The sequence below is a fragment of the Paenibacillus sp. Marseille-Q4541 genome (assembly GCF_018310695.1).
In the GTDB taxonomy this organism is placed as follows: domain Bacteria; phylum Bacillota; class Bacilli; order Paenibacillales; family Paenibacillaceae; genus Paenibacillus.
In genome coordinates this window covers 48,137-71,652 of record NZ_JAGXCY010000007.1, presented here as the reverse complement: position 1 = coordinate 71,652, position 23,516 = coordinate 48,137, and the positions used below count along the sequence as shown (strand labels likewise).

The window sequence follows — 23,516 nt, the reverse complement described above, 5'->3', positions numbered from 1 at the left end:
TAATGAAGAAAAGCCGACTACCTGTTGGGGCAGCCGGCCAAATCTTGAAGCAAATTTAGACTACTGTTGCAAAGGATCTTTCACTACAATTTCACCAGATACAATCTTATCTCTGATTGCCTTAACTTGATCAACAACTTCTTGACCGATGAACGGGCTGAGTGGAGATTCACTATCTCTTGTTACATAAGTTAGGCCAACGCCATCTTCTTTCAGGCCATAACTTACATATCCGAATTCAAACGAACCATTCGCAAAAGCTTTCAACTCTTCATAAGCAACAGAGTCCGTTGATTTAAGTTGTGAAAGAACAATATGTTCTGGATCTTCTACGGTACGATCCGTGTCTTGACCGGAAGTATAGAAACCTTTTTCTTTTGCTGCTTCAAAAACGCCGAGGTCGCCTACCGCAGAAGCTCCGGCGATAAAGTCAGCTCCTTGATCGAATTGAACGATCGCAAGCTCTTTTGCTTTAGCAGGGTCATCGAATCCACCTGCATAGTTGATCAGGAATTTGGCATCCGGGTTAACGGAAGCAAGTCCTGCTCTAAAGCCTTCCGTATACTTTTTAATCAAAGGAATATCTTGAGCGGCAATCATGCCGACAATATTTGTTTTGGTAGCAAGTCCAGCGGCTGCGCCTAGAAGATACGCACCCTCATACTCTTTAAAACCAACGCTTCGAACATTAGGCAGATCAACTACAGTATCAACAACGGCAAAGGACTTGTCCGGATTTTCAGCAGCCACTTTTTTAAGTGCATCCTCAGCCTGGAATGTTGCGGTCATGATAAGATCATAATCTTCTGCTACCGCAGCACGAAGATTTTGTTCAAACGCAGCAGGGTCTGTAGATTCGATTGTTTTCACTTCAATACCGAATTCTTCCCCTGCTTTTTTGAAACCTTCATCCATCTGTACGAAGAATGGATTTACACCGATCTGCTCAGGAAGAACGAGAACTGCTTTTTTGGAATCTGTACCAGATGTGTCTGTGGACCCACCTGCATCTGTACTGCTATTACCACCGCAAGCTGCTAGTAAGATAGAAAGCATCGAAATGACTAATATGAACGAAAGCGTTCTTTTCATGATGACCTAATCCCCTTTTCCCATTTTCATAGCTCAATTTTACGAACATTGTCGACATATGTCAACGAAACTTTCGGAATTTACTTAACCAGGAGTGAAAAAGTGTAAATTTTATACGACGTTGTCTATTCTAATGCGAATGATAGATTGACACTTTTCTAAAACCAATGGTAAGATGGTCCCTAAATTTAGAAGATTAAACATACATAACTAGTAGGTTTAGTAAGGATTATAACTTATTCATCTCAAATTGAGGAGTGGTCTTATGAAAAAAGTTTTACTACAAACCGTACTTGCAGCAAGCGTAGCTTTAACAGTACTCCCTTCTGCTTCGGTATTTGCTGCTAGCCCAGCAACCGCAGTGGTCTCTGCCGTAAATCATTCAAATGGTGCAGACTCTATAGAAGGTTTTATTCAATTTTTAGATAACAAATATGGTATTCGCTTTGGAGATGAGCCTACACGGGGAGATTTTATTGAGGCCGTAGCTAAAGTTCTTCCGACTATTGAAACAGCGACAGAAGGCGACAGCCCAGTATTTACAGATGTAGCATCTTCTGATCCACTGTATTCTTCTGCTGTTAAACTCTATAAGGCAGGTATTCTAACCACAAACACGATCCATGCGGATGCGAAACTTACTCCACTATCTGCGCTATATATCGCAGTAAAGGCTGCAGGTATTCAAGAACTTAGTTATACTTATCCATCAAAAAAAGTGGAAGCATCCCTGAATACTCTCGGGCTATCCCCTTCTCGAGTACAAGGTAAAGCTGCATCCGAAATTGCTGCAGCGGTTGATACCGGTCTACTTCCTTCTTCCTTGTATAAAGAAACCGTGCAATCCAAACAAGCTTCCAGCGAATATGCTGCAACCCTACTCGGTCAAGTGCTCGAGCTGAATGGAAACTACAAACACAGTATTGGTAAATCCAGTGATGCAGATATCTATTCCAAACTCTATGATGCCTATATCACTTCTGATTTGATTCCAGCACCTGACCTTCGCAAAATCGTAAACCAAGCACTAGAAAATAACGAAGTTACGGGTTACAACCTGAAAGATAAACGGTTTGATTCTAACTTTATTGATTCATTGAAACTTACTTATGGTCATGACGACATCAAACATGCCAAACAATTAATTGGACTGCTACGCAGCGAAGGCATTGAGGCTGATATCCAGCTTCAGCCAAAAACCTCAGCATTCATTTATTTGAAAGAATGGGGAGAGCCGAAAGAGACCGAAAATTATAAAGTGGAGCAAATTGCAAATGGAAACTACATCGCATACGCAAAAGAATACGATCTAGATTTCGAATTTAATAACACAGATGATAAGCACAGATTTAATGATGTCGTACTTGCTTATGCTAAGAAAAACAGCGATGAACAAAAAGATCTACTCTATGGATCTTGGTGGCAGCCGCTCTACTACTCAACCACAGCTCTTCCGAACTATAAAGTAATCGTAAACAACAAAATAACAAAGGGTAATTACTACGCTCAATCCTTTACCCTAAAAGAAAATGCAGCTAAAGTGTCAGCTGTATTCAAAAAACTCGCCCCGGATGCCGACGTTTCTAGTTACAAATTGTGGGTCGATGTACCTTTTTATAACTATTTGCAAGGTGGATTCGAGTAAACCTATAACATTTAGTCAAGATATTTCAAATCAGACAAATTAACTAAATTTTTTTTAAAAAAAAGAAGGAATTTACGTTTTCTGGTCGAATACATGTATTTGACTGGAAAATAATATGAAATACGGAGATTGATACATGGTCTATGATGGTATAATTCTCGGACTTATCGTTGGTTTGTTCAGAGGCGGTCTAAAGAATGGTCTCATGCAGTTTGGTCAGATCAGATTGAAGGGTGGACTAATCTTCCCGATTCTTCTACTTATTCAATTTATTATCTTCCGCTTTCAAGGAGATGCCTCCTGGTTAGTACCTGCTTCGGGATATTTCTTTATGTTCATTTACCTTGTTGGTATGGGATTCCTATGGATAAATCGACAGCATAAGGGGTTTGTCATCATTCTTGTCGGAGTGTTTCTCAATTTTCTTGTAATGGCTGTAAATGGTGGCCGGATGCCGGTTTCATTGGATGCTGCTCAGGTATTGGGTCCTTATTATACAGAACTCCTTGCTAGCGGTGATGCAGTATTCAAGCACTATATGCTGGATGCCTCCACAAGATTATCATTTCTCGGAGATATCATTCCTCTGTCTAATCCTTATCCTCGGACTCAGGTCATTAGTATCGGAGATGTCATTATGAACGTTGGCATATTCCTATACATCCAGAGCATTATGGTCCCAAAGAAGGATAATGAAGATCAAGATCTCGCACCTAGTTTACATACATCTAACTAAAACGTAAGGAGGATACATACTATGAAAAAAACAAACATTGCTCGCATCATCATGAACGCGGTAATCGTAGCTTCTGTTGTTGTTGCGCTGACTTCTGGATTCTCCCTTGGCTAAAAACAAGACAAGCTTATCACTATTAAAACAGGCGACTAAGCCTGTTTTTTTTCTTTATACACCGATAATGGTTAATGTCATGATAATATAGAAACAATAAGACGAAATATATAGGAGAAATCAGTTTCATGACAACTCTCTTTTCAAAAATCAAAAACCTGGATATTAGTATGTGGTATATCGTTTTTCTATGCTTAGGTGGGTTTCTAACCTTCCAAGGTATCAATGGATGGGCTTTTTTTCATTATTCCAGTGAGCAGTGGGTTCAGCTCTATGCTATGGTGGGGGCAACATTAATTCTAAACAGCCTTACTTTCCGGCTTCCTCCGGAAGGAAATTTAATGTCTTTTGATTCTTCCATTTACCTGGCTAGTATTTTTATGTATGGTAGTCAATTTACTCTATCCGTTCTATTTATTTGCTCCTTATCTTATTTAATCTATAAGAGAGGCATACCATGGTGGAAACAATGTACTAACTTTGCTCTTTATTCTATTATGATTTCGCTTTGCTATAAGGTTTTTCTATTTCTCGGTGGTACGCTCGGCACTGTAGATTCACTCAACTTGACAGCATACATGGTCTCTCTTGCAGTATATTTTATAGTTAATACCCTCGGACTTTTTTTATACTATTATCTCTTATACCGTAAAGATTTAATTAACACGTTAAAAGGGTTCGTTAAGGATACCGTACTCGTATACCTTTGTATGTTAATCCTCTCTCTTGTGTTATGTGTCTTGATCGTAAACAACGGAATACTTGGCCTCATTCTTTTTCTTAGCTTAGCCATTTTATTGTCACATGCTTTCCGTCAGCTATTCTTCATGTACCATCAAATACTGAATCGTTCCAATATTGATCAGCGAACATCACTCTATAATCATAGTTTTTTTGAAAGCTCGCTGGAGCATCATATTATAGAAGCTAAAGCAAATGATAAACCGCTTGCTCTTGCCATGATCGATATTGATGATTTTAAAAAATACAATGACAGCTTCGGTCACCTAAAGGGAGATTTGTTAATCAGTTTTCTTGGTTCTATGTTAATAGAGGAAACAAAAGACACCTCAATCGTGGCTTCACGTTACGGCGGTGAAGAATTCACTCTTCTTATGCCAGGATTCAACTTTGAAGAAGCTAGACATTTCGTTGATAAGATTAGAAAAAAACTAAACGACACACCTTTTGATGGCGTTGAAGTTTTCCCTCATAAATGCTTGTCTTTTTCAGCTGGAATTGCCCAGTACAGCATAGACTTATATGATAAATCGCAGCTCGTGGATCATGCCGACAAAGCATTGTATTATGCCAAAAAACAAGGCAAAAACACGGTACATACTTATGGATGTGACATTGTAATGGAAGAAGAACTGGACATGTCTCAGGAAGTGCATTACATCGAGCAACAGTTGAATTTGTTTATGTACAAAGACATTGATACGTTCAAACATTCAAAAAGAGTATATAAATATGCGCTTGATATGAGTAGCATCCTGTCTCTCGACAAAGAGGAGAAACGTGAGTTTGTCCTTGGCGCACTCATCCATGACATCGGCAAGTTGGAAATTCCGTGGGGCGTGTTGAATAAAAAAGGGAAACTGACCCCAGATGAATGGGAGACCATTAAACAGCATGTGACTTGGGGAAAGAAAATTGCTCTTACAGACCATCGATTCAAAGACTTGATACCCTATATTGAACTTCATCATGAACGATTTGATGGCAAGGGCTACCCTCATGGACTCAAGGGAAAAGAGATACCCCAGCTATGCCGGATGCTTACGATTATCGACTCTTTTGATGCCATGACTTCAGAACGCCCGTACCAAAAGACAAAAACTTTGCAAGAAGGGATTATCGAGCTTCGCTCCTGTGCAGGTACCCAGTTCGATCCTGAGCTCGTTGAGAAATTTATTGCCTATATTAGCGTTCAGGCGCCAAAAAACGATTCACTCCTACAAGAGCAATCACCTTTAGTTTATGAATAAATAATAAAAACCCGGTACCTCTCTTGCTCCTATACACCGAGCAGTAAGGTACCGGGCTTTTCGTATACCCGTTCGTTATTTAGCGTCTTTCTAAGTTCAAATCGTGGGAAGTCTGATGGAGTTCTTTAATCATTTGCTGTAAAAACATGCTTTGCTGTCTTGTAATGCCCTGCTGATTTTCCCGGATTAGCATCTGTTCGATATTTTTCTTCAGTAGTTCGCTTCGACGTTCCAATACTGCTAGACTCATGTTTCTACTTACACTCCTTTAATTTCTCTAAGATTGTGACGCTATCTGCTGTTAAAATGAGAAGACTTATAATGAAGCACTTCGTCATCAGCAATAATATTACAATAAGTATACCGAAGCTTCGGGTACGAAGGGAAATTCCATTCCCCGGAATAATGAAGCGTAAGAGGAAGTGAGCAAGGATGACTCTTCTCTACCGCCTTTTTTCATAAACATCCTTCCATATACTTAAATTGACACGTTAAGTTAGTATTTACCCTATGTCCATAGAATGAAGCAACCCCTTTGTCATCTATAAAAGGATATAATAAAGACCACTAGAAAAAATCCAAACCATTTATTATTTGATCAACCTGTTTAAAAGGAGTGCTCCTACACATGAGTTACAAACATATTAAATGGATGATTCTTATTATACCGACCATTACCGTAGGTCTCTGGGAATATATCAGGCACCAGTTTCTTATGCCCTATCTCTCGATGGAAGCAGGAAACTGGCTAACTCCTGTCATCGTTTATCTTGTCAGCGTGACGCTGTTAAGCAAGCTATTTCAAGTAATGGAGCGGGCTCAGGCCGAGCTAGAAAAAGAAAAAGCTGCTAAATCTGCGCTTGAGGCAAGAGAACAAATGGCAAGGGAATTGCACGATGGTATTGCTCAGTCCCTGTTCTTATTGTCCGTACAAATGGATAAGGCAGATCGTAATCTGTCTGGTTCTGCTCATCAAAGTGAGCTGCAGGATGCAAGAAAAACAGTTCATGAAATTCATCACTATGTAAGACAAGCCATCGCTCAGCTGAAAGTTGCTCCCCATTCCGGGGATCTTCCAACACATCCACAGCAAATTTTGCAGCAGATTGAAGATCTTACCTATAGCAGCCGTATGGAATCACACATTAGTTGGACGATCCCAGATGAAGATCTATCCACTAAAGAACAAATCGCGCTTATCGCTTGTATCCGGGAAGCCGTTCTCAACATTCGAAAACATGCCAATGCGGATTCCATACAGATTTCGGGTCAGGGCAATGCCGTATCGTGGAAAGTATCGATCTGTGATGATGGAATTGGATATGAAGAGGACCCTTGGGAAAGAGCGGATCGATATGGACTGCGGATTACAAAAGATCGGGCCGCCGAAATGGGTTGGGATTTTGATTTTCACAACCAGAGTAACGGCGGAACCTGTATGACTATAGAAAAGGGAGGGCATCACTTATGAATAACACACGTGTACTTATCGTTGATGATTCTGCGCATGCGAGAGCGGCTATGGAGGCTATTTTATCAGAGGATCCCGCATTCGATATTGTTGGAATGGCCGCTAGTGGCGAGGAAGCACTCCGTCTTACAGAGGAATGGATGCCTGACCTGATTCTCATGGATATCCGGATGCCCGGTATGGACGGGCTGGAGACCACTAGAGTGATCAAACAGCGTTACCCTTACGTTATCATTGTGATGGTCACTGTCTCGGACGATGTAACACATCTGTTTGAAGCACTTAAACAGGGTGCCCAAGGATATTTGTTCAAAAACCTTTCTTCTTCTACTTGGCTGGAGTACTTGCGGGCTATAGTAAGCGATGAAGCACCTGTTAGTCAGGAGCTGGCCTATCAAATTTTGAAAGAGTTCCCTAAAACAATGAAGATGGAAGATGCAGGACCTCCACTAACAAACCGAGAGAGAGAAATTTTGAACTGGGTTGCATCTGGAAAAACAAACCGAGAAATTGCGGATGCCCTCGGCATTTCAGATCAAACGGTAAAAAATCATTTGAAAAATATTTTGCAAAAGCTACAGCTCGAGAATCGGGTACAGCTTACCCGTTATGCGCTTGAACAAGGACTCGTTGAGCGTAATTTTCCACGCTAAATGTATTCCGGCTTATAGAAAATAAAAAGCAAACCCCGACATTTCGCGAGGTCTGCTTTTTTTATTTTGGTGAATAGTTGCACGATGGAGGCCTGCTTCAGCGCGCTATACGATATAAATCCCTTTTGACGCAAGGTTCATCGTACATTCCTCCATATAAGCCTCATTATGTTCTTCGTACCGCCCAAACTCATGCAGCGAATCAGGGTTCTCTCCATCCCATCTCTCACATTGCTTCCCGCGATACAACGGATCTTCCCAAAGTACATCCACGTTGTAGCCACGATTCTTCATTTCTTGGATAATGAGCAGATGGTATCTGACTAGTTTCATTGGATGGTATTCAAAAACATAATTTACGGTTGCATGCTTCTTCCCCCAACCATTTCCGCGAAGTGCACAGCACTCTCGGTGTTGTCCAAGCAATTGTGCTCTAGGAAGCTTACCAATTAAGTCTTCATGCCACAGACGCATATCGTAGACCCTTTCTTCTATCGTTCTTTATTTCTCAGCATAGTAAAAAGGATACTAAGCGTCAACGTCAAGACTATCAAGTTAATCGTTTTTCCATCATTTTTTTGTTATTCTAGTAGTAACCGGAAAATGAATTTCTAAGTAAGTATCTAGATCTGCTTGATATAGAAAGACGTTTTCTATGGTAATGAAAATAAGGGGATGGTTTTTATGGAGCAGCAAACTATCATGGAACAATTACGCCAGGAGACAGCTCAAGAACATCACGATATTGAGCAAAATGCATACGCAATTGCAATTATGGACCAAACCCTCACGTCAGAACAATATCTTACCTACTTACAGAAGTTCTACGGTTTTATCAAACCGCTCGAGGATCAGATTAGCCTGCTGGGACTTGGACAAGATACGTTACTTGATATGCATGCAAGAAAAAAGACCCCTCTACTAGAAAAGGACATTCAAGATCTCCTGCCTAAAGATAGTGACCTCAGTTCACTGCCTATAGCTTCCGATCTCCCTACTATCAATTCAACACCCCACCTATTGGGATACTTATATGTTATAGAAGGATCTACAATGGGCGGACAGATCATTAACAAAAAGTTAAAACAGCATCTGCCTTCCGAACTGGAACAAAACCTTCGTTATTTTAATGCCTATGGTCAGGAGACTCGCAGCAAGTGGAAGGAATTTGCGCAGATCGTGAATGATAACATCCATTCTGAGGAAGACAGACAGACTACGGTTACCACAGCCAAGAAAACATTTAAGCTGCTAACAGAATGGATCAACTTGGAAACACCCATTCATTCAACCCGTCACTCTTAAATAGTACGGAAAAATAACAAAGGCACACCATATTCAGCTATGTTGGTGTGCCTTTTTTTATAGGTTCCAGGAAAATGGAATGCACTATTTTTTGAATTAAATGAAAATAATCTGAAGTACGGTAAGTACGATACCAATGAGAAAACCAGTAACCGCCCCGTTAATCCTAATCCATTGCAAATCCTGTCCAACCTTATCCTCGATCAGTGCGATTAATGATTCATTATCCATTTTGTTTACATTCTCTCGTACAAGATTTCCGATTTTGGAATGGTTACGTTCTACAAGACTCGTTACACTGTGTACGATCTTCTGATCAATACGTTCCAGCAGCACGGCGTTATCTTTTACCTCAGCAATAAGGGATTCAATGATAGGCAGTACGTGCTCTGACACATACTTTCCGTCCTCCATGTAAACAAGCGCCTTCTCCCGAAGTTCTTGCATTTTGTGTAATACGGTCATCTCCGCATCCCAGTTCTCCAGTAAAGTGTCCTTCCACTCCGTCAGTCCAGAAACGACCTTGTGATTATGCGTTAATCGAGACAGCTGTCCCCGAATTCCGGTTAATACATTGTGACGACGAGGATGTCCTTCATATTTCAGATCCTGAACCTGGTCATACAAAAAGCGCTGGAGGATTCCGCCTAGGCGTTCTTCATTCAGATAGCCCATGAGCGCATTCATAGCAAATTGCATAAGCCCGTTCACTTGCACGGAATTCAGCGCTCTCATACCGATCTCGCCCAGTGTATAAATCGTGTCCGGTTTCACTAGCCATGCCTCGGCTTGATCCAATCCATAATCGAGTGCTATTTTGTCATAACCCTTACTTGTAATTTGTTGCTCGGCTTTGGTAAGCAAAGTAGTTACATCCATCTGTCCGATTTGGCGTTTCATTTCTCCTGCAACCAAAGGAGCAATGCGTTCGAGCGGGAGGGTTGCTACGATTCGTTTTGCAATCGTATCAATGGCATCTTGCGTTCCCTGTGAATGCAACTCTTTTTCAGCCATTTCAAGAATCATTTCACTTACCGGCATTTCTGAAATTTTGGCAGAGATACTTTCCTTATTCAGCAAATTATTCTCCACCGCGGACACCAGTCCATCTGTCATTTTATCTCGGTTTTTAGGAAGTAATGCCGTATGCGGAATCTTTAATCCAAGGGGATGTCGAAACAATGCTGTAACCGCAAACCAGTCCGCGAGCCCGCCAACCAGTCCTGCTTCAAAGGCTCCTATTAATATTTTACCTGGGAGGCTTCCATGAAAAGGCAAGGAAGCCGCAAAACCTGCTCCCATGATGACCAGTGACCATGCAGCCGCTTTTTTCGTCTGTTTACCCATATTTTTTGACTCCTTTATTTGCTTTCATCTTTATACTCTGCCTTATTTAACTGGTTGCTACACTACTATCCATGTTATAAGAAACTATGTAGATACATCTTTTTACGTGATATTCACTCCTACTACCCCGCATAATATCTATCCTGTAGTTAGTATTCATCTTATCACCACAATCCCTATATTCCAAACCTTCTTCCATCTTACTATTATCACCATCTATAGTTACTTTCACTACGATAGGCTGTTTCTTCTCATTCACAACAAACAGGCCGACTCACGTCGACCCGCTTGTATTATCATTTCATTATTTATCCCTTAGCCACGCTGAATCAAACGGAAATCATCATAATGAAATCCCGGTGCTACTACACAGGAGACCAAAACCGGTTCATCGCCCAGTACGCGAGCCATTTGCCACTGTCCACCCGGTGCAAGAGCTTGCGGATATTGACCTGCTTCTACGTCACAACCCAGAATGTATGATTCTGTCTGCTCCGGTTCTCCCTCGCCACTTCCACCAACAATAAGTTCAAGCGGACTGCCGGAATGCCACATCCAAAGCTCGTCGGAGTGTACAACGTGCCAATCAGAAATTTCACCCGGATGAAGAAGGAAATAAATCGAAGTTGCTGCAGGACGCGATCCAGAGTAGTTCGTTGGTAGAACCGAATGCGGAATCTGAAAAGAAGCTTTCCACATTTCTTTATACCATCCGCCTTCCGGATGAGGCTCCATGTTAAGTGCTGCTACGAGCGGAGATAGAATACGTTCTGACATCTTACATACCTACTTTCTATCCATTAATATTGATGATTCAATGGTTCCCTCTATTTACCTTACGCCATCATACTACGAAAAGAGAAGACGCTCAAATGAATCTGTGCCAGTCGATGATTCGAGTACACAATCGCTGCAATAAAGCATCTTCATGGCTGACGATCAGGATTCCTGTATCAAGCTGCTTGGCTCTATTCATTACTGCTTGCCAGATTTGGACTTGTGTCACAGCATCAAGCATCGTCGTCATCTCATCCGCAATCAGGAACTCTGTTTCCTTTCCAAAGGCTCTCGCAACACAAAATCGCTGAAGTTCCCCTCCTGAGAGTTCTCCAGGCTTCCTGTTCAGCCACTCCTCTTGAATGCCAAGCTCTTCGAGAAACGAATCATCAAGCCCCCCGGCCTCAGATAGAACCTTACGCATAGACCAACGAGGATTTACCGCTCTTTCCGGATGCTGAAATACGAGCTGTACTGGGGCATATCCTTTATCTTTCATAGGTTGTCCATTTAGAAGTACATGACCTTCTTCAGGCTTGATATATCCAGCAAGAATACGAGCAAGGGTCGTTTTCCCTGCACCACTTGGGCCACGTAGTCCTACGACTTCCCCGCTACCCAGCGTGATGTTCTGATGTCGTAACGTCCACTGCTCGCCATAGCGGTATCCGAGATTCACACCCTCAAGTTGCATGAATACACCTCACCATTCCATCCCGAAGTTCCCTCATATTAGGCTCAGCCTGATGACATTCAGCTGTAGCCAGTTCACAACGCGGTGCAAACAAGCAGCCCGGTGGCAATGAGCTTGGATGAGGCTGTGAACCGGGAATAGGAATAAAATCATTTTGCGGCAACGCTCGCCACAAAGCCTTAGTATAAGGATGCCTTATGGCCTCGCCCTGACCTGTAAAATCCTCGACCTTAGCAATTTCTACAGTCGTTCCTGCATAAAACACAGCGATTTTATCTGCAATCTGAAGGGCAGATTCAATATCATGCGTGATCAACATGACCGCACAACCTTGGTTCGCGAACTCTCTAAAATGATTCAGCGCTTCCTTGATGACAACCGGGTCAAGTCCTGGAGTGGGCTCATCGGCAACGATGACCTTTGCTCCACTTACCATCGCAGTTGACAATAGTGTCCTCCTTGCCATCCCGCCGGATAGTTGAAATGGATACATGCGTTCCACCTCTTGTCCTAAGTGGAATCGTTTAAACACATTTCGCTGCGCTTGAACAGGATCACCTTTATGGACCGAGGTTCGCACCTGGCTTCCTACACGCATGAGCGGGTCCAAGAAGTTTACGGATTGGGGGACAAGAGCAATTTCTTTCCCTCTCACTGCCTTTTGCCGAGCAGGAGTGAGCTCCTCCCCTTCAAATTTGATTACACCACTTACCATGGCATTGCTCGGAAGTATTCCTAAAATGGCATGCGCAAGCAAGCTTTTTCCCGATCCACTTGCACCTACAACAGCAAGAATTTTACCTGCTTCAAGCTTTACATCCAAACTTGAAATGACCTGATGCTGGATTTGTTTAAATCCGGCTGTATATTGCTTAAAAGAAACGGATAGATTCTCTATTTCAAGAATAGACATTGTTGTATCATCTCCTTACTCGCGATTCCCGTTAGGGTTCATAAGCAATCGGAGATTTTCCCCAATCTGTTCGAACATTCTAACGATTAGTAGCAAACAAAGTCCAGGGAAGAAAGCAAGCCACCACATACCAGAAGATAAGTACTTCATCGATTCAGATAAAATAATGCCAATAGCGGGTTCGTGAGGAGACAACCCTAAACCGACAAACGTAACTGCTGCCTCGTGTAAAATAACATGAGGAAACAATAGCATAAATCCGATGAGAAACTGGGGTGCAATATGTGGAGCGATATGATGCAAAGCTACCCACCAGCCAGGTTTGCCCATTCTCCGCGACACCTGAACAAATTCAGCTGATCGAACTTGCATCACCTCTGCTCGAATGACCCGAGCAAGACTTGGCCAATGGGTTACCATCACGCCAATGACAATCCCTTTAAATCCTCCCCCTAATGTAAAGGCAATAAGGATAAGGGTTACCAGATGAGGAACACTTAAAAAAAGATCAATAAGCCATGAAATCAAGCGATCCGCTGTCTTCCCCATTGTTGCAGCGGCCATCCCTAAAAGGGTAGCAATGAACGTACTTCCAATGGCACCTATTAATCCTACTCCGATACTTAATGAAAGTCCCATTACCGTGCGTGTAAACATATCTCGGCCTAGCCAGTCCGTACCAAAAAGGTGATCCCAAGATGGCGGAGAATTCCGAACTGTAAGATTCGTTGCAATTCCGCCTTTATCAAGAAGAAAACGCCCTAGTATAACAATGACTATAACCATTACGGAGAGGAGTACTTTTAATAATGCCCGTTGCTGTTGATTCAGAGGGAATTTCTTCTGGTTAGGAATCATATTTCCCTCCCCTCCCTCATTCTCGGATCTAATACATGATAGCTGATATCAGCTAGTAAATTTCCTACAAATACAAACAGGGTACTAAAAATAACCGTCCCTAATAAAAGGGGTACATCTCCTCTTAATCCTGCTTCTACCGTAGCCTGTCCCAGACCAGGATAGGAAAACACTTGCTCTGCTAGTACTGCGCCGCCAAACAATTCACTGAATGCTGCAAATTGTAAGGTGATTGCTGGCATAGCAACATTACGTAACCCATGTCTCCAAAATAGCATAAACCCTTTTTCGCCTCGCGCTCTGGCAAATAACACATAATCACTTGCAAGAACATCAATTAGCTTCTGCCTTGTATGGAGTGCCACATTAGCAACACCAACCATACTTAAGGTCAATACAGGCAGAATAAGATGCTGAATTCGATCCATGAGTGTAACATCCTCCGCAAGGACTCCTGCCGGAACTCCCATTCCAATAGGGAACCATCCTAACCACACAGCGAAAACCATTAAAATAAGGAGCCCCATCCAGAAGGTAGGAGTAGATGCTAACGTGAAACAGTACCATTTGATTAAACGATCTATCCATGTTCCTTTTTTCATCGCCGCTACAACGCCCATAACAAAGCCAATCACACCTGATAAAATCCAGGCAAATAACATAAGCACAAGAGAATTTAAAAATCGTTCACCAATTACATCAATGACTGGCCTGCGATAGATCATGGAAGTTCCTAAATCTCCGGTTACTACAGCAGAAGCCCAATTGATAAACTGGGTCATCATGGGCTCATTTAATCCCCAATACTCGGCAATTTGTTCGCGTTGTTCGGGGCCAACTCTTAGCATATCTGCCCCAATATACGCTTGAATAGGATCAATCGGAGAGTTTTTCACGAGTAGAAAGGAAATAAAGCAAATGGCAACAAGTAATGTCGCCATTCGTAATCCCTTCCTCAAAATAAAAAATCCAAGTTTTCTATTTATATAATTACGCACGGTTAGTCAGTCCATTTCCATTCAACGATATTATCGGTTGCAGGCCAACCATGACCATGAACATGGATTCTTTGATCTCCGATATCAAGTCCATCTTTTACTAGGTACAAGTGATTAATATTTACAAGCCAAGCCCAGGCAGCATCACCTTTCGCGCTAAGTCCCGTCGTTCCATCCCACTGGGCTTTTTTCCAATATTCAAGGGCTTCCGCTTCACTTGTGGCTTGAAGAGCTTTATCAAAATATTCGTCTACGGTCTTATTCGAATAAAAACCGGTGTTATAGTAATCGATCCCTGCCGTATTGCTGCTATAAATGTTGTACATTTCATGCGGATCATGGCTTCCCCAACCTAGTAGTACGGGATTGGAGTACATTTTCTTAGAAATGATGTCCCAGCTTCCACCTTCTAATTTGACATTTATTCCCAGTGGTTTCATCATATCTGCAACAGAAATGGCAAGAGATTGTCTAATTGCGTCATCCGCTAAATAATAAAGAGTGAACTCTGCTTTCAAAGAACCTTTCTCAACAATTCCATCTCCATCGGTATCAACCCAGCCCGCTTCTTTTAGCAGCTTCTGCGCACCTTCCACATCCCCATCTTCAATAACCGTTTCTGGATTCCACCAAGGCAGTCCATCTACGGAAGTATATGCTGGAGTCCCTTGTCCTTCAAGAACACCATCGACAAGTGCTTGTCGGTCTACAGCCATATTAATGGCATGACGAATTGCTGGATCAGCGGTTACATCGTTCCCAATGGGCAAGCCATCTTCTGTCTTCGTGCCTGATGCAACGTAAGGAAAAACAATGCCTCTATTGTCAACGGTTTGTACTGATTCCAACCTCATACCAGATACTTTCTGGTTACTGAATGCAGCCGGGATATAGGCAAGATCAACCGTTCCTGCTTTTGCAGCTGCAAAGGATGCATCCTCGTTTAAAAATAAAAAGGTAATCTTTTTGAAATAGGACTGTTTATCATAGTATTCCGGATTGGCTTTAATAATTAACTGTTGTCCCTTATCCCATTGCACAAGCTGATAAGGTCCTGAACCAATTGGATGATCTGCATAGTCTGGTCCATAAGCATGTTTGGGAACAATCCCCGTTCCTATTAATGTATTCACAAACGTAGATTGAGGCTCTTTTAACGTAAATGTAACGGTATGTGCATCTACTGCCTCCACTTTATTCATACTGCTCAAATCGACTACAGACCCATTACTCATCGCTGTTTCAAATGTGAATACAACATCATCCGCTGTTAATGGCTGTCCGTCAGAAAATTTTACATCATCTCGTATGTTCACCGTCCAAATCTTGCCGCTTTTATCCACTTCATAGCTTGTGGCAAGATCATTGATAATGTTCAAATCATCGTCTCTCTTTAAGAGCGTACTTTGGAATAAGGGTGATCCATAACGTCCCCACCCTGTTGTAGGATCAAATCCGGTTTCCGGCTCAGATCCAAATGCCAGCACCAGCTCGTCCTTTTTCTTTTCACTTGCTCCATTATTTTCATCATCGGACAGGTTTGTGTTCGATACGTTACATCCCGTTAACATAAAAGCAGAGATAATAACAACGAGAAAAATCATTCTAACTAATTTCTTTTCCATTTGTATTTGTTGCACCCCTTCATCAAGAATTCCTCCCAAAGAAACCTTCTCATTTGTATGTGAGTAGATTTGGAAGGGAATAGCGATACTCATTTTGAAAACCGACCAGCATATTTAGGATAAAATCATAAACTTAACAAGCTACATACAACAGATGTGTACTTAAAACCCATGCTTACTCAGACGATGTTATACGAGATATGACAAATTTTGTATCTACGAGGAGGGTAGACAAGGCTTCACGGAAAAAAACGCAGAAAATAGAACTATCCATCTTACATAGATAGAGTGGTATAGCCGAGATATGGCTTTCCCTATCTTAATGGCTAAACTAGCAGTAGGCAACATAATTCTTATCAATGTACTAAGCACAACTAAAGTAAAACGTGAAAGAGTTCACGTACGAAGTTGGTTATGAGGTAGGCTAAACATGCATTGTAACTTCATTTCCAGAAAAAATGATTAACATAATGATTCATCTTCTATTTTCTTTATGATATAATAGTTTAGATATACTTAATTATCGGGCTTCTGTAGAAAGTGTAAATACCGGGCTTTTGAAAGAAATCAATATAAAGAATTTTTATATTTTTCAATCAATACCCCTCCTTTCTCTTTCGAAATGGAGGGGTATTGTTGTGTGGGATGATAATAGGAGGATTGAACTATGCATTTATTGCCGCGAGAAATTGACAAGCTTATGATCGTAGTCGCAGCCGATCTTGCAAGGCGCCGGAAAGACAGAGGATTGAAATTAAATCATCCCGAAGCTGTCGCTCTCATCACTTATGAAGTATTAGAAGGAGCGCGGGACGGGAGAACAGTTGCCGAACTGATGGAGTATGGAGCTACTATTTTGACCCGAGAAGATGTTATGGAAGGAATTCCTGAAATGATTGATGATATTCAGGTTGAAGCTACTTTTCCAGATGGGACAAAATTAGTTACCGTTCACAGCCCGATACGATAAACAGAAGGGAGCTCTATATGATACCAGGAGAATATATTCTACAAGAAGATGAAATTATTTGTAACGCAGGAAGCGAAATCTTCACGATTTCCGTTACAAATACAGGGGATCGCCCTATTCAAGTCGGATCACATTTTCATTTTTATGAGGTAAATGAAGGACTTCTCTTCGACCGAAAGCAGGCCTACGGAAAACGGCTAAATGTCCCTGCTGGAGCGGCTGTTCGTTTTGAACCCGGAGACGAAAAAGAAATACAGCTCATTGATTTTGCAGGAGAACGCCGTGTATATGGCTTCAATAATAAAGTGGATGGAAAATTAGAAAGCGAGGATTCAATATGAGTTTTAAAATGTCCCGAAGACAGTATGCCGAAATGTACGGCCCAACGACGGGTGACTCTATTCGCCTTGCTGATACCGATTTGTTCATTCAAATCGAGAAAGATCACACTTCTTATGGAGAAGAAGTTGTGTTTGGCGGAGGTAAAGTCATTCGAGACGGTATGGGCCAGCATCCCCTTGCAACTCGTAAAGATGGTGTAGCCGATACGGTAATAACCAATGTTATCATTCTAGATTACACCGGAATTTGCAAAGCTGATTTAGCCATTCGAGATGGGAAGATTTTTGGAATAGGTAAAAGCGGTAACCCGCTTATTACAGATAACATCGATATTATCATCGGTACTTCTACAGAAATCATCGCTGGAGAAGGTTTGATTGTAACCGCAGGAGCTATCGATACACATGTTCACTTTATCAATCCGAAACAAGTAGAAGTGGCTCTCACATCGGGGACAACGACATTAATTGGCGGTGGTACAGGCCCTGCAGCAGGATCTAAAGCTACCACCGTTACTCCAGGAGAGTGGAATATACACCGAATGCTCGAAGCAGCAGAAGGCCTCCCTATCAATATTGGATTTACTGGAAAAGGACACGCAGCTTCTACTGAACCGCTAATCGAGCAAGTAAGAGCTGGCGTGATCGGATTAAAAGTTCACGAAGACTGGGGCGCTACAGGTTCTTCCCTTGATTACGCTCTGCGAGTAGCGGACGAGTATGACATTCAAGTTGCTCTTCACGCCGATACTCTGAACGAAAGCGGCTTTATGGAAAATACAATGGCTGCTGTAAAAGATCGAGTTCTTCACATGTACCATACAGAAGGCGCAGGCGGTGGTCACGCTCCTGATTTAATCAAATCAGCAGGTTACCTTAACATTCTGCCTTCATCAACGAACCCTACCCTCCCCTACACGATAAATACGATTGACGAACACCTTGATATGGTCATGGTCTGCCACCATTTAAATCCTTCTGTTCCAGAAGACATTGCCTTTGCAGACTCTAGAATTAGAAAAGAAACCATTGCAGCTGAAGATATCCTTCACGATATGGGCGTATTCAGCATGGTAAGCTCAGATTCCCAAGCCATGGGCCGAGTTGGAGAAGTCGTTCTACGCACTTGGCAAGTAGCAGACAAAATGAAGAAACAGCGTGGACTCCTAGAAGGAGATAGTAAATACGCAGATAATAACCGGGCAAAACGCTATATCGCAAAGTACACGATTAACCCTGCTATTACCCATGGAATTTCAGAACATGTAGGTTCCATTGAGGTTGGCAAAATGGCCGATCTGGTTCTATGGAATCCTAAGTTCTTCGGAGTAAAACCAGAAATGGTACTTAAAAACGGACATGCGGTTGTTAGTTTAATGGGGGATGCCAATGCTTCGATACCGACACCACAGCCATATATTTATCGTCCAATGTATGCTCAGTTCGGAAAAGCATTAGCAAGCAGTTCTGCTACTTTCATTTCACAAGCAGCCTATGACGATGGAGTTCACGAAAAACTGGGTCTTAACAAAATCATCCTGCCTGTTGGTGGAATTCGTACATTAACGAAAAAAAGCATGAAGTTAAATTCAGAGACGCCGGATATCACGGTAGATCCACAAACATATGAAGTAAAAATAAATGGAGAATTACTGACATGTGATCCGGTTGATACCGTACCCATGGGACAGCGATATTTCCTATTCTGAGGTGAAAGATATTGATTATTGAAAAAATCGTAACCAACATCGAACAAATGGATAAAAACGAAATAGAAAAACGCCACATGGAAAAAGTGTATCTAGAAAGTGCACATTTGATGAAGCGTATTCAACGCGTAAAAACAGATCACGGAAATGAGCTCGGTATACGCTTGCGTGAGCCACGTGATCTTGTCGCTGGTGATGTATTATTCATGGACGACAAGAACATGATCGTCGTTGATGTCATGTCAGATGATCTGCTTGTCATTCAGCCTAGAAGCATCAAAGAAATGGGAACGATCGCTCACCAGCTTGGTAATCGCCATCTCCCTGCTCAATTCGAAGACAATGATATGTTAGTTCAGTATGACTATTTAGTTGAGGAACTGCTTAGGCAACTCGAGATTCCATTTAAACGAGAGGATCGAAAAGTAAAACAAGCATTCCGGCATATTGGCCATAGTCATGAATAGTCATCTGCTCTCTTTGTTTCAACTATGCGATTCTAATTTCCCTACAGGAGCTTTCAGTCATTCTTTTGGCCTTGAGAGTTATATCCAGGAAGATAAGGTCCATAACCAAGCAACGTTTTTCAAATGGCTGAAAGTGTATTTACATGAACAGCTTATCTATGCGGATGGGCTTGCCTCTCGTCTCGTTTATGAAGCTCTCGTGGACGAAGATATACAGCAGGTATGGCATATGGATCGCCTATTGACGGTTCAGAACTTGCCACGAGAATCGAGAGAAGGAACCCAAATGATTGGGGATCGAATGCTGAAACTGACGGAATCCCTATATGGCTTACCTATCCTCTCTCAGTACAGAGAAGAAATAAAAAGTAAGAACGTATTCGGCCATCCGGCTATTGTTTTTTCGATGGTAGCTCATGGGCTTCAGGTATCAAAAGAAGATACCATCCTCTACTATTTGTATTCTGCTATTTCCAGTCAAGTTCAAAACGCAGTACGCGCCATCCCTCTTGGACAAACAGCAGGTCAAACGATTTCACATCAGTTTATACCGGAATTAACAGAAGCCGTGAATAAAATCATGGAGCTAACAATTGATGATTTTGGAATGGTATCACCAGGAATTGAACTATCTCAAATGAAACATGAACGAGTAAATATTCGAATATTCATGTCTTAATTTTTCTAACAATCAGTAAAGGAAGTGTGTTATTAATGGAACCTATCAGAATCGGTGTTGGAGGACCTGTTGGAGCAGGCAAAACGATGCTTGTAGAAAAACTGACTCGTCACCTTGAAAATGAAATCAAAATGGCTGTTGTCACTAACGATATTTATACAAAAGAAGACGCTAAATTTTTAATTCAAAACGGGGTTCTTCCCGAGGACCGTATCATTGGAGTGGAAACAGGCGGCTGTCCGCACACTGCCATCCGCGAAGATGCTTCGATGAACTTCGCTGCAATTGACCAGCTGGTTGAGCGTCACCCCGATGTTGAACTTATTTTTGTAGAAAGCGGTGGCGATAACCTTGCAGCTACTTTCAGCCCGGAGCTCGTCGACTTTTCCATTTATATCATTGATGTTGCCCAAGGGGAGAAAATTCCTCGTAAGGGTGGACAAGGGATGATTAAATCTGACTTGTTTATTATTAACAAAACGGATCTTGCTCCTTTTGTTGGTGCCAGCCTTGAAGTCATGGCGAAGGACACGAAAGAATTCCGTGGGAACAAACCTTTCTTCTTCACCAACTTAAAAAATAATGATGGTCTCCCAGAAGTAATGGACTGGATTCGGCAGCACGCTCTGTTAAAAGGATTAGAATAATATGTCAGATTGGACTGGCTCTTTAACTTTGGATCTTGAAGAGCGAAAAGGGAAAACAGTAGCTAAGCGAGTGTATTTTCAAGGGGCATTCAAAGTGATGCGACCGATTTATTTTGATGATTCAGGCCAAGTTTGCTATTACCTCCTAAACCCTGGCGGCGGTTATTTAGATGGGGACAGATACAAGATGGAGATCTCCGCTGATGAAGGATCAAAGGTGACTTTAACCACGCAGTCCGCGACAAAAGTATATAAAACACCGAAAAGCTTTGCTTATCAAGAAACAGAAATCAACTTGAAAAAAGGCAGCTATTTGGAATACCTTCCAGACCCTTTGATCGCCTATGAAAATGCGCACTATAAGCAAAAAAATGTGGTTCATATGGAGCGCGGAGCAACGTTTCTATATACAGATATCCTTACTCCGGGCTGGTCTCCGAGCGGACAAAAATTTAGTTACAACACGATCCAACTAGTGACTGAGATTTATTGGGACGGCAAGCTTGGGGTATATGACCATATTAAATTAATGCCGCAGCAGCAGCCTATATCAGATCTTGGCTTTATGGAAGGTTATACTCACCTAGGATCTATGATTGCAGTTAGTGAACGAACAAACGATGCACTTCTGGACGAACTTTATGAAGTGATTCGTAAGGAAGATTCAAATATTTCATTCGGTATCTCCCATCTAGCTATACCTGGATTTAGCATCCGAATCCAAGCAAACAACACGCAAACCATTGAGCGGATCTTCGACCAATGTCATATCATTATTAGTGAAAAATGGAATAATCGTTCTCCAAGCTCTTTACGAAAATATTAATGCAACCTAAGTCCTCTATTTATATTGTCCTGTTATGCAAAGAAAGACCGATTTTTCGTGAGAGTTAACGTTTTCAATGGACATTCTGGAAAACAAACCTATATAATAGGCAACTAATAGATCCTCCATTATTATCCTATTTATGCTAATCAGGATGGTGCTTTTTACGAGAAATTGGGTAAGTAAAACTTTCATGAGAGGAGATATACACATGACGGAAAATAATCATATAAAACCTGAACTTGAAGATTTTGAGGTAGAAACCATTTATGAGAACCGTATGCATGAGCGACTTGCGTTCACCTTCAAAATTCGAGGAGACGAATTTAAAGGACATTATCATAATGATGAGATTCTATGGCTGAACCCCCACCCGAAACAAATGATTGGTGAGGATAAAGTGGATAAAATTGAATCGACTATACACTCCTTCATGAAACATTATGGAAATTCGAAAAAAGCCGAGGACATTCAAATCAAACCTGTATTTGAAGATACCGCACATGAACGTCAGCAATTCTCATTATATGTGCAAGGAGAGGAATTCAAAGGGTTTGTTCACAATGGGGAAATTCAATGGTTTCATCCTCAGCCCCATCAGAAGCTCGAAGAGGACCTTGTGCAAGAATTAGAAACCGAGATCCATGAAAAAGTAGAGCAAACAGAGCAAGACAAGAGATAAAATAAGTAGTTAAAGCTATGATAAAGGAGGACTCTAGTAAAGAGCCCTCCTTTTTTTGTATTGAACCGGATAGATTCTCTGCAGTCATTCTTGCCCAGCTTTCTTGGGATATCGATATTATCTGCTTACTTTCGCCTCAAAAAAAGAGCATCCCTTCTGCCCCATGGACAAGAAAGGATACTCTTCATCTAGATGTGTTTAGGAAGCACAGTTCTCGCATTCAAAGAAACGCCCTGTTGCATCCATCGTTTTCAGCAGGTTGCCTACAACGACATCTTCTATTTCAGTAAATTCGAGGTCGGCAATCCGATCACGAATTGCTTCTTTTGCTTTCTCTTCGGATTCTTCAATCCAGCTAAATTCACCTTTGAATCCAGTAGATTTCAGTTCATACTCGAACAAATAACGGTTCATGCAAGTTCCCTCCATTCCTATAATACCCTAAATAGGATAAGCTCCATTTTATATCGTCTGTGGGTAGCTTGTAAAGCCATTCTCTATTCTCTGTTCAGATGATGATCTACATGTGATTCTCCATCATTAAAGGTTACGGATAATTCAGCGTAGTGCACTCCTTTTTGTACCTGTATCTGCTGATGCAGCGCGCGAAGTCTGCCCAGATTGCCCCGAACTGCAATGACTTCGAGGCACTGATGATGATTCAGGTGCACGTGCATGTTTGAAATAATATCATGGTGATAATCGTGTTGTAGTTCCATGAGGATACCCGGCAGTTCACTGGCATGATGATCAAATACAGTGACAATAACTCCGGCAACTTGTTCATCAGAGTGCAGTTTTGCCGGTTCAAGCATCGCTCTGCGCGCCAAATCTCGAATTGCTTCTGATCGGTTCTTGTATCCCTGTTCTTCTATGTATTTGTCAAACTGCTCGATTAGTGGTGCGGGAAAAGCAACGCCAAATCGGGTTAACTCCTCTTTCTCACTCATTACACTTCCTCCTGCTCTAGGGACCC

26 protein-coding genes are annotated in these 23,516 nt (G+C 41.8%); 14 read left to right on the top strand and 12 right to left on the bottom strand.

Annotated elements, in window-relative coordinates:
- Positions 1–60: 60 nt before the first annotated feature.
- On the bottom strand, positions 61–1,092 hold the full coding sequence (locus KFT32_RS10520) for a BMP family lipoprotein (RefSeq protein ID WP_211747152.1): 1,032 nt from the start codon (positions 1,090–1,092) through the stop codon (positions 61–63).
- A gap of 265 nt (positions 1,093–1,357) precedes the next feature.
- Here KFT32_RS10520 and KFT32_RS10515 point away from each other — a divergent pair, with 265 nt between their 5' ends.
- The 3 genes from KFT32_RS10515 to KFT32_RS10505 all read left to right on the top strand — a co-directional run bounded on the left by KFT32_RS10515 (position 1,358) and on the right by KFT32_RS10505 (position 5,578).
- Complete coding sequence (locus KFT32_RS10515; protein ID WP_211747151.1) at positions 1,358–2,737, top strand: hypothetical protein; 1,380 nt, start codon at positions 1,358–1,360, stop codon at positions 2,735–2,737.
- 136 nt (positions 2,738–2,873) lie between these two features.
- On the top strand, positions 2,874–3,473 hold the full coding sequence (locus KFT32_RS10510) for a DUF5317 domain-containing protein (RefSeq protein ID WP_211747150.1): 600 nt from the start codon (positions 2,874–2,876) through the stop codon (positions 3,471–3,473).
- Positions 3,474–3,715: 242 nt separating this feature from the next.
- A complete protein-coding gene (locus KFT32_RS10505) occupies positions 3,716–5,578 on the top strand; it encodes a bifunctional diguanylate cyclase/phosphohydrolase (protein ID WP_211747149.1) in 1,863 nt (620 codons plus the stop codon).
- Between the two features lie 79 nt (positions 5,579–5,657).
- On the opposite strand, the gene KFT32_RS10500 is transcribed toward KFT32_RS10505, so the two are convergent.
- Complete coding sequence (locus KFT32_RS10500) at positions 5,658–5,828, bottom strand: hypothetical protein (protein ID WP_211747148.1); 171 nt, start codon at positions 5,826–5,828, stop codon at positions 5,658–5,660.
- 378 nt (positions 5,829–6,206) lie between these two features.
- On the opposite strand from KFT32_RS10500, the gene KFT32_RS10495 reads away from it, so the two are divergent.
- Both KFT32_RS10495 and KFT32_RS10490 read left to right on the top strand, forming a co-directional pair.
- Positions 6,207–7,049, top strand: coding sequence for a sensor histidine kinase (locus KFT32_RS10495; protein WP_211747147.1), 843 nt, complete (start codon positions 6,207–6,209; stop codon positions 7,047–7,049).
- Positions 7,046–7,702, top strand: coding sequence for a response regulator (locus KFT32_RS10490; protein WP_211747146.1), 657 nt, complete (start codon positions 7,046–7,048; stop codon positions 7,700–7,702). Before KFT32_RS10495 ends, KFT32_RS10490 begins: the two co-directional genes overlap by 4 nt.
- A 105-nt stretch (positions 7,703–7,807) precedes the next feature.
- Here KFT32_RS10490 and KFT32_RS10485 read toward each other — a convergent pair whose 3' ends face one another.
- A complete protein-coding gene (locus tag KFT32_RS10485) occupies positions 7,808–8,176 on the bottom strand; it encodes a TIGR02328 family protein (protein ID WP_211747145.1) in 369 nt (122 codons plus the stop codon).
- Positions 8,177–8,386: 210 nt separating this feature from the next.
- Between KFT32_RS10485 and KFT32_RS10480 the strand changes: the two genes are divergently transcribed.
- Positions 8,387–9,007: a biliverdin-producing heme oxygenase gene (locus KFT32_RS10480; protein ID WP_211747144.1), complete on the top strand. Its 621-nt coding sequence runs from the start codon at positions 8,387–8,389 to the stop codon at positions 9,005–9,007.
- Between the two features lie 96 nt (positions 9,008–9,103).
- On the opposite strand, the gene KFT32_RS10475 is transcribed toward KFT32_RS10480, so the two are convergent.
- The 7 genes from KFT32_RS10475 to KFT32_RS10445 all read right to left on the bottom strand — a co-directional run bounded on the left by KFT32_RS10475 (position 9,104) and on the right by KFT32_RS10445 (position 16,219).
- Positions 9,104–10,354: a DUF445 domain-containing protein gene (locus KFT32_RS10475; RefSeq protein ID WP_211747143.1), complete on the bottom strand. Its 1,251-nt coding sequence runs from the start codon at positions 10,352–10,354 to the stop codon at positions 9,104–9,106.
- 315 nt (positions 10,355–10,669) lie between these two features.
- Complete coding sequence (locus KFT32_RS10470; protein ID WP_211747142.1) at positions 10,670–11,131, bottom strand: cupin domain-containing protein; 462 nt, start codon at positions 11,129–11,131, stop codon at positions 10,670–10,672.
- 91 nt (positions 11,132–11,222) lie between these two features.
- Complete coding sequence (locus KFT32_RS10465; protein WP_211747141.1) at positions 11,223–11,825, bottom strand: ABC transporter ATP-binding protein; 603 nt, start codon at positions 11,823–11,825, stop codon at positions 11,223–11,225.
- On the bottom strand, positions 11,815–12,738 hold the full coding sequence (locus KFT32_RS10460) for an ABC transporter ATP-binding protein (protein ID WP_211747140.1): 924 nt from the start codon (positions 12,736–12,738) through the stop codon (positions 11,815–11,817). The genes KFT32_RS10465 and KFT32_RS10460 overlap by 11 nt, the downstream gene beginning before the upstream one ends.
- A 15-nt stretch (positions 12,739–12,753) precedes the next feature.
- Positions 12,754–13,596 carry an ABC transporter permease gene (locus KFT32_RS10455; RefSeq protein WP_211747139.1) on the bottom strand — a complete coding sequence of 281 codons (843 nt, stop codon included), beginning with the start codon at positions 13,594–13,596 and terminating at the stop codon, positions 12,754–12,756.
- Positions 13,593–14,537, bottom strand: coding sequence for an ABC transporter permease (locus KFT32_RS10450; RefSeq protein ID WP_211747138.1), 945 nt, complete (start codon positions 14,535–14,537; stop codon positions 13,593–13,595). Before KFT32_RS10450 ends, KFT32_RS10455 begins: the two co-directional genes overlap by 4 nt.
- 59 nt (positions 14,538–14,596) lie before the next feature.
- Positions 14,597–16,219, bottom strand: coding sequence for an ABC transporter substrate-binding protein (locus KFT32_RS10445; RefSeq protein WP_211747137.1), 1,623 nt, complete (start codon positions 16,217–16,219; stop codon positions 14,597–14,599).
- A gap of 667 nt (positions 16,220–16,886) precedes the next feature.
- Between KFT32_RS10445 and KFT32_RS10440 the strand changes: the two genes are divergently transcribed.
- The 8 genes from KFT32_RS10440 (at position 16,887) to KFT32_RS10405 (ending at position 22,540) form a co-directional block, all read left to right on the top strand.
- Positions 16,887–17,189, top strand: a complete 303-nt coding sequence (locus KFT32_RS10440) for an urease subunit gamma (RefSeq protein WP_211747136.1) — start codon at positions 16,887–16,889, stop codon at positions 17,187–17,189.
- Between the two features lie 17 nt (positions 17,190–17,206).
- Positions 17,207–17,530 carry an urease subunit beta gene (locus tag KFT32_RS10435; protein ID WP_211747135.1) on the top strand — a complete coding sequence of 108 codons (324 nt, stop codon included), beginning with the start codon at positions 17,207–17,209 and terminating at the stop codon, positions 17,528–17,530.
- Complete coding sequence (gene ureC, locus KFT32_RS10430; protein ID WP_211747134.1) at positions 17,527–19,239, top strand: urease subunit alpha; 1,713 nt, start codon at positions 17,527–17,529, stop codon at positions 19,237–19,239. The genes KFT32_RS10435 and ureC overlap by 4 nt, the downstream gene beginning before the upstream one ends.
- Positions 19,240–19,250: 11 nt before the next feature.
- Entirely contained in the window at positions 19,251–19,706 is a 456-nt protein-coding gene (gene ureE / locus KFT32_RS10425) for an urease accessory protein UreE (protein WP_211747133.1), read from the top strand.
- A complete protein-coding gene (locus KFT32_RS10420; protein ID WP_211747275.1) occupies positions 19,699–20,385 on the top strand; it encodes an urease accessory protein UreF in 687 nt (228 codons plus the stop codon). Before ureE ends, KFT32_RS10420 begins: the two co-directional genes overlap by 8 nt.
- Positions 20,386–20,420: 35 nt before the next feature.
- Complete coding sequence (ureG, locus tag KFT32_RS10415) at positions 20,421–21,032, top strand: urease accessory protein UreG (RefSeq protein WP_211747132.1); 612 nt, start codon at positions 20,421–20,423, stop codon at positions 21,030–21,032.
- Between the two features lies 1 nt (position 21,033).
- Positions 21,034–21,858 carry an urease accessory protein UreD gene (locus tag KFT32_RS10410; protein ID WP_211747131.1) on the top strand — a complete coding sequence of 275 codons (825 nt, stop codon included), beginning with the start codon at positions 21,034–21,036 and terminating at the stop codon, positions 21,856–21,858.
- Positions 21,859–22,069: 211 nt separating this feature from the next.
- A complete protein-coding gene (locus KFT32_RS10405; RefSeq protein WP_211747130.1) occupies positions 22,070–22,540 on the top strand; it encodes a DUF5342 family protein in 471 nt (156 codons plus the stop codon).
- 198 nt (positions 22,541–22,738) lie between these two features.
- Here KFT32_RS10405 and KFT32_RS10400 read toward each other — a convergent pair whose 3' ends face one another.
- Positions 22,739–22,954, bottom strand: a complete 216-nt coding sequence (locus KFT32_RS10400) for a hypothetical protein (RefSeq protein ID WP_211747129.1) — start codon at positions 22,952–22,954, stop codon at positions 22,739–22,741.
- A gap of 83 nt (positions 22,955–23,037) precedes the next feature.
- Positions 23,038–23,490: a nickel-responsive transcriptional regulator NikR gene (gene nikR, locus KFT32_RS10395; RefSeq protein WP_211747128.1), complete on the bottom strand. Its 453-nt coding sequence runs from the start codon at positions 23,488–23,490 to the stop codon at positions 23,038–23,040.
- Positions 23,491–23,516 lie beyond the last annotated feature (26 nt).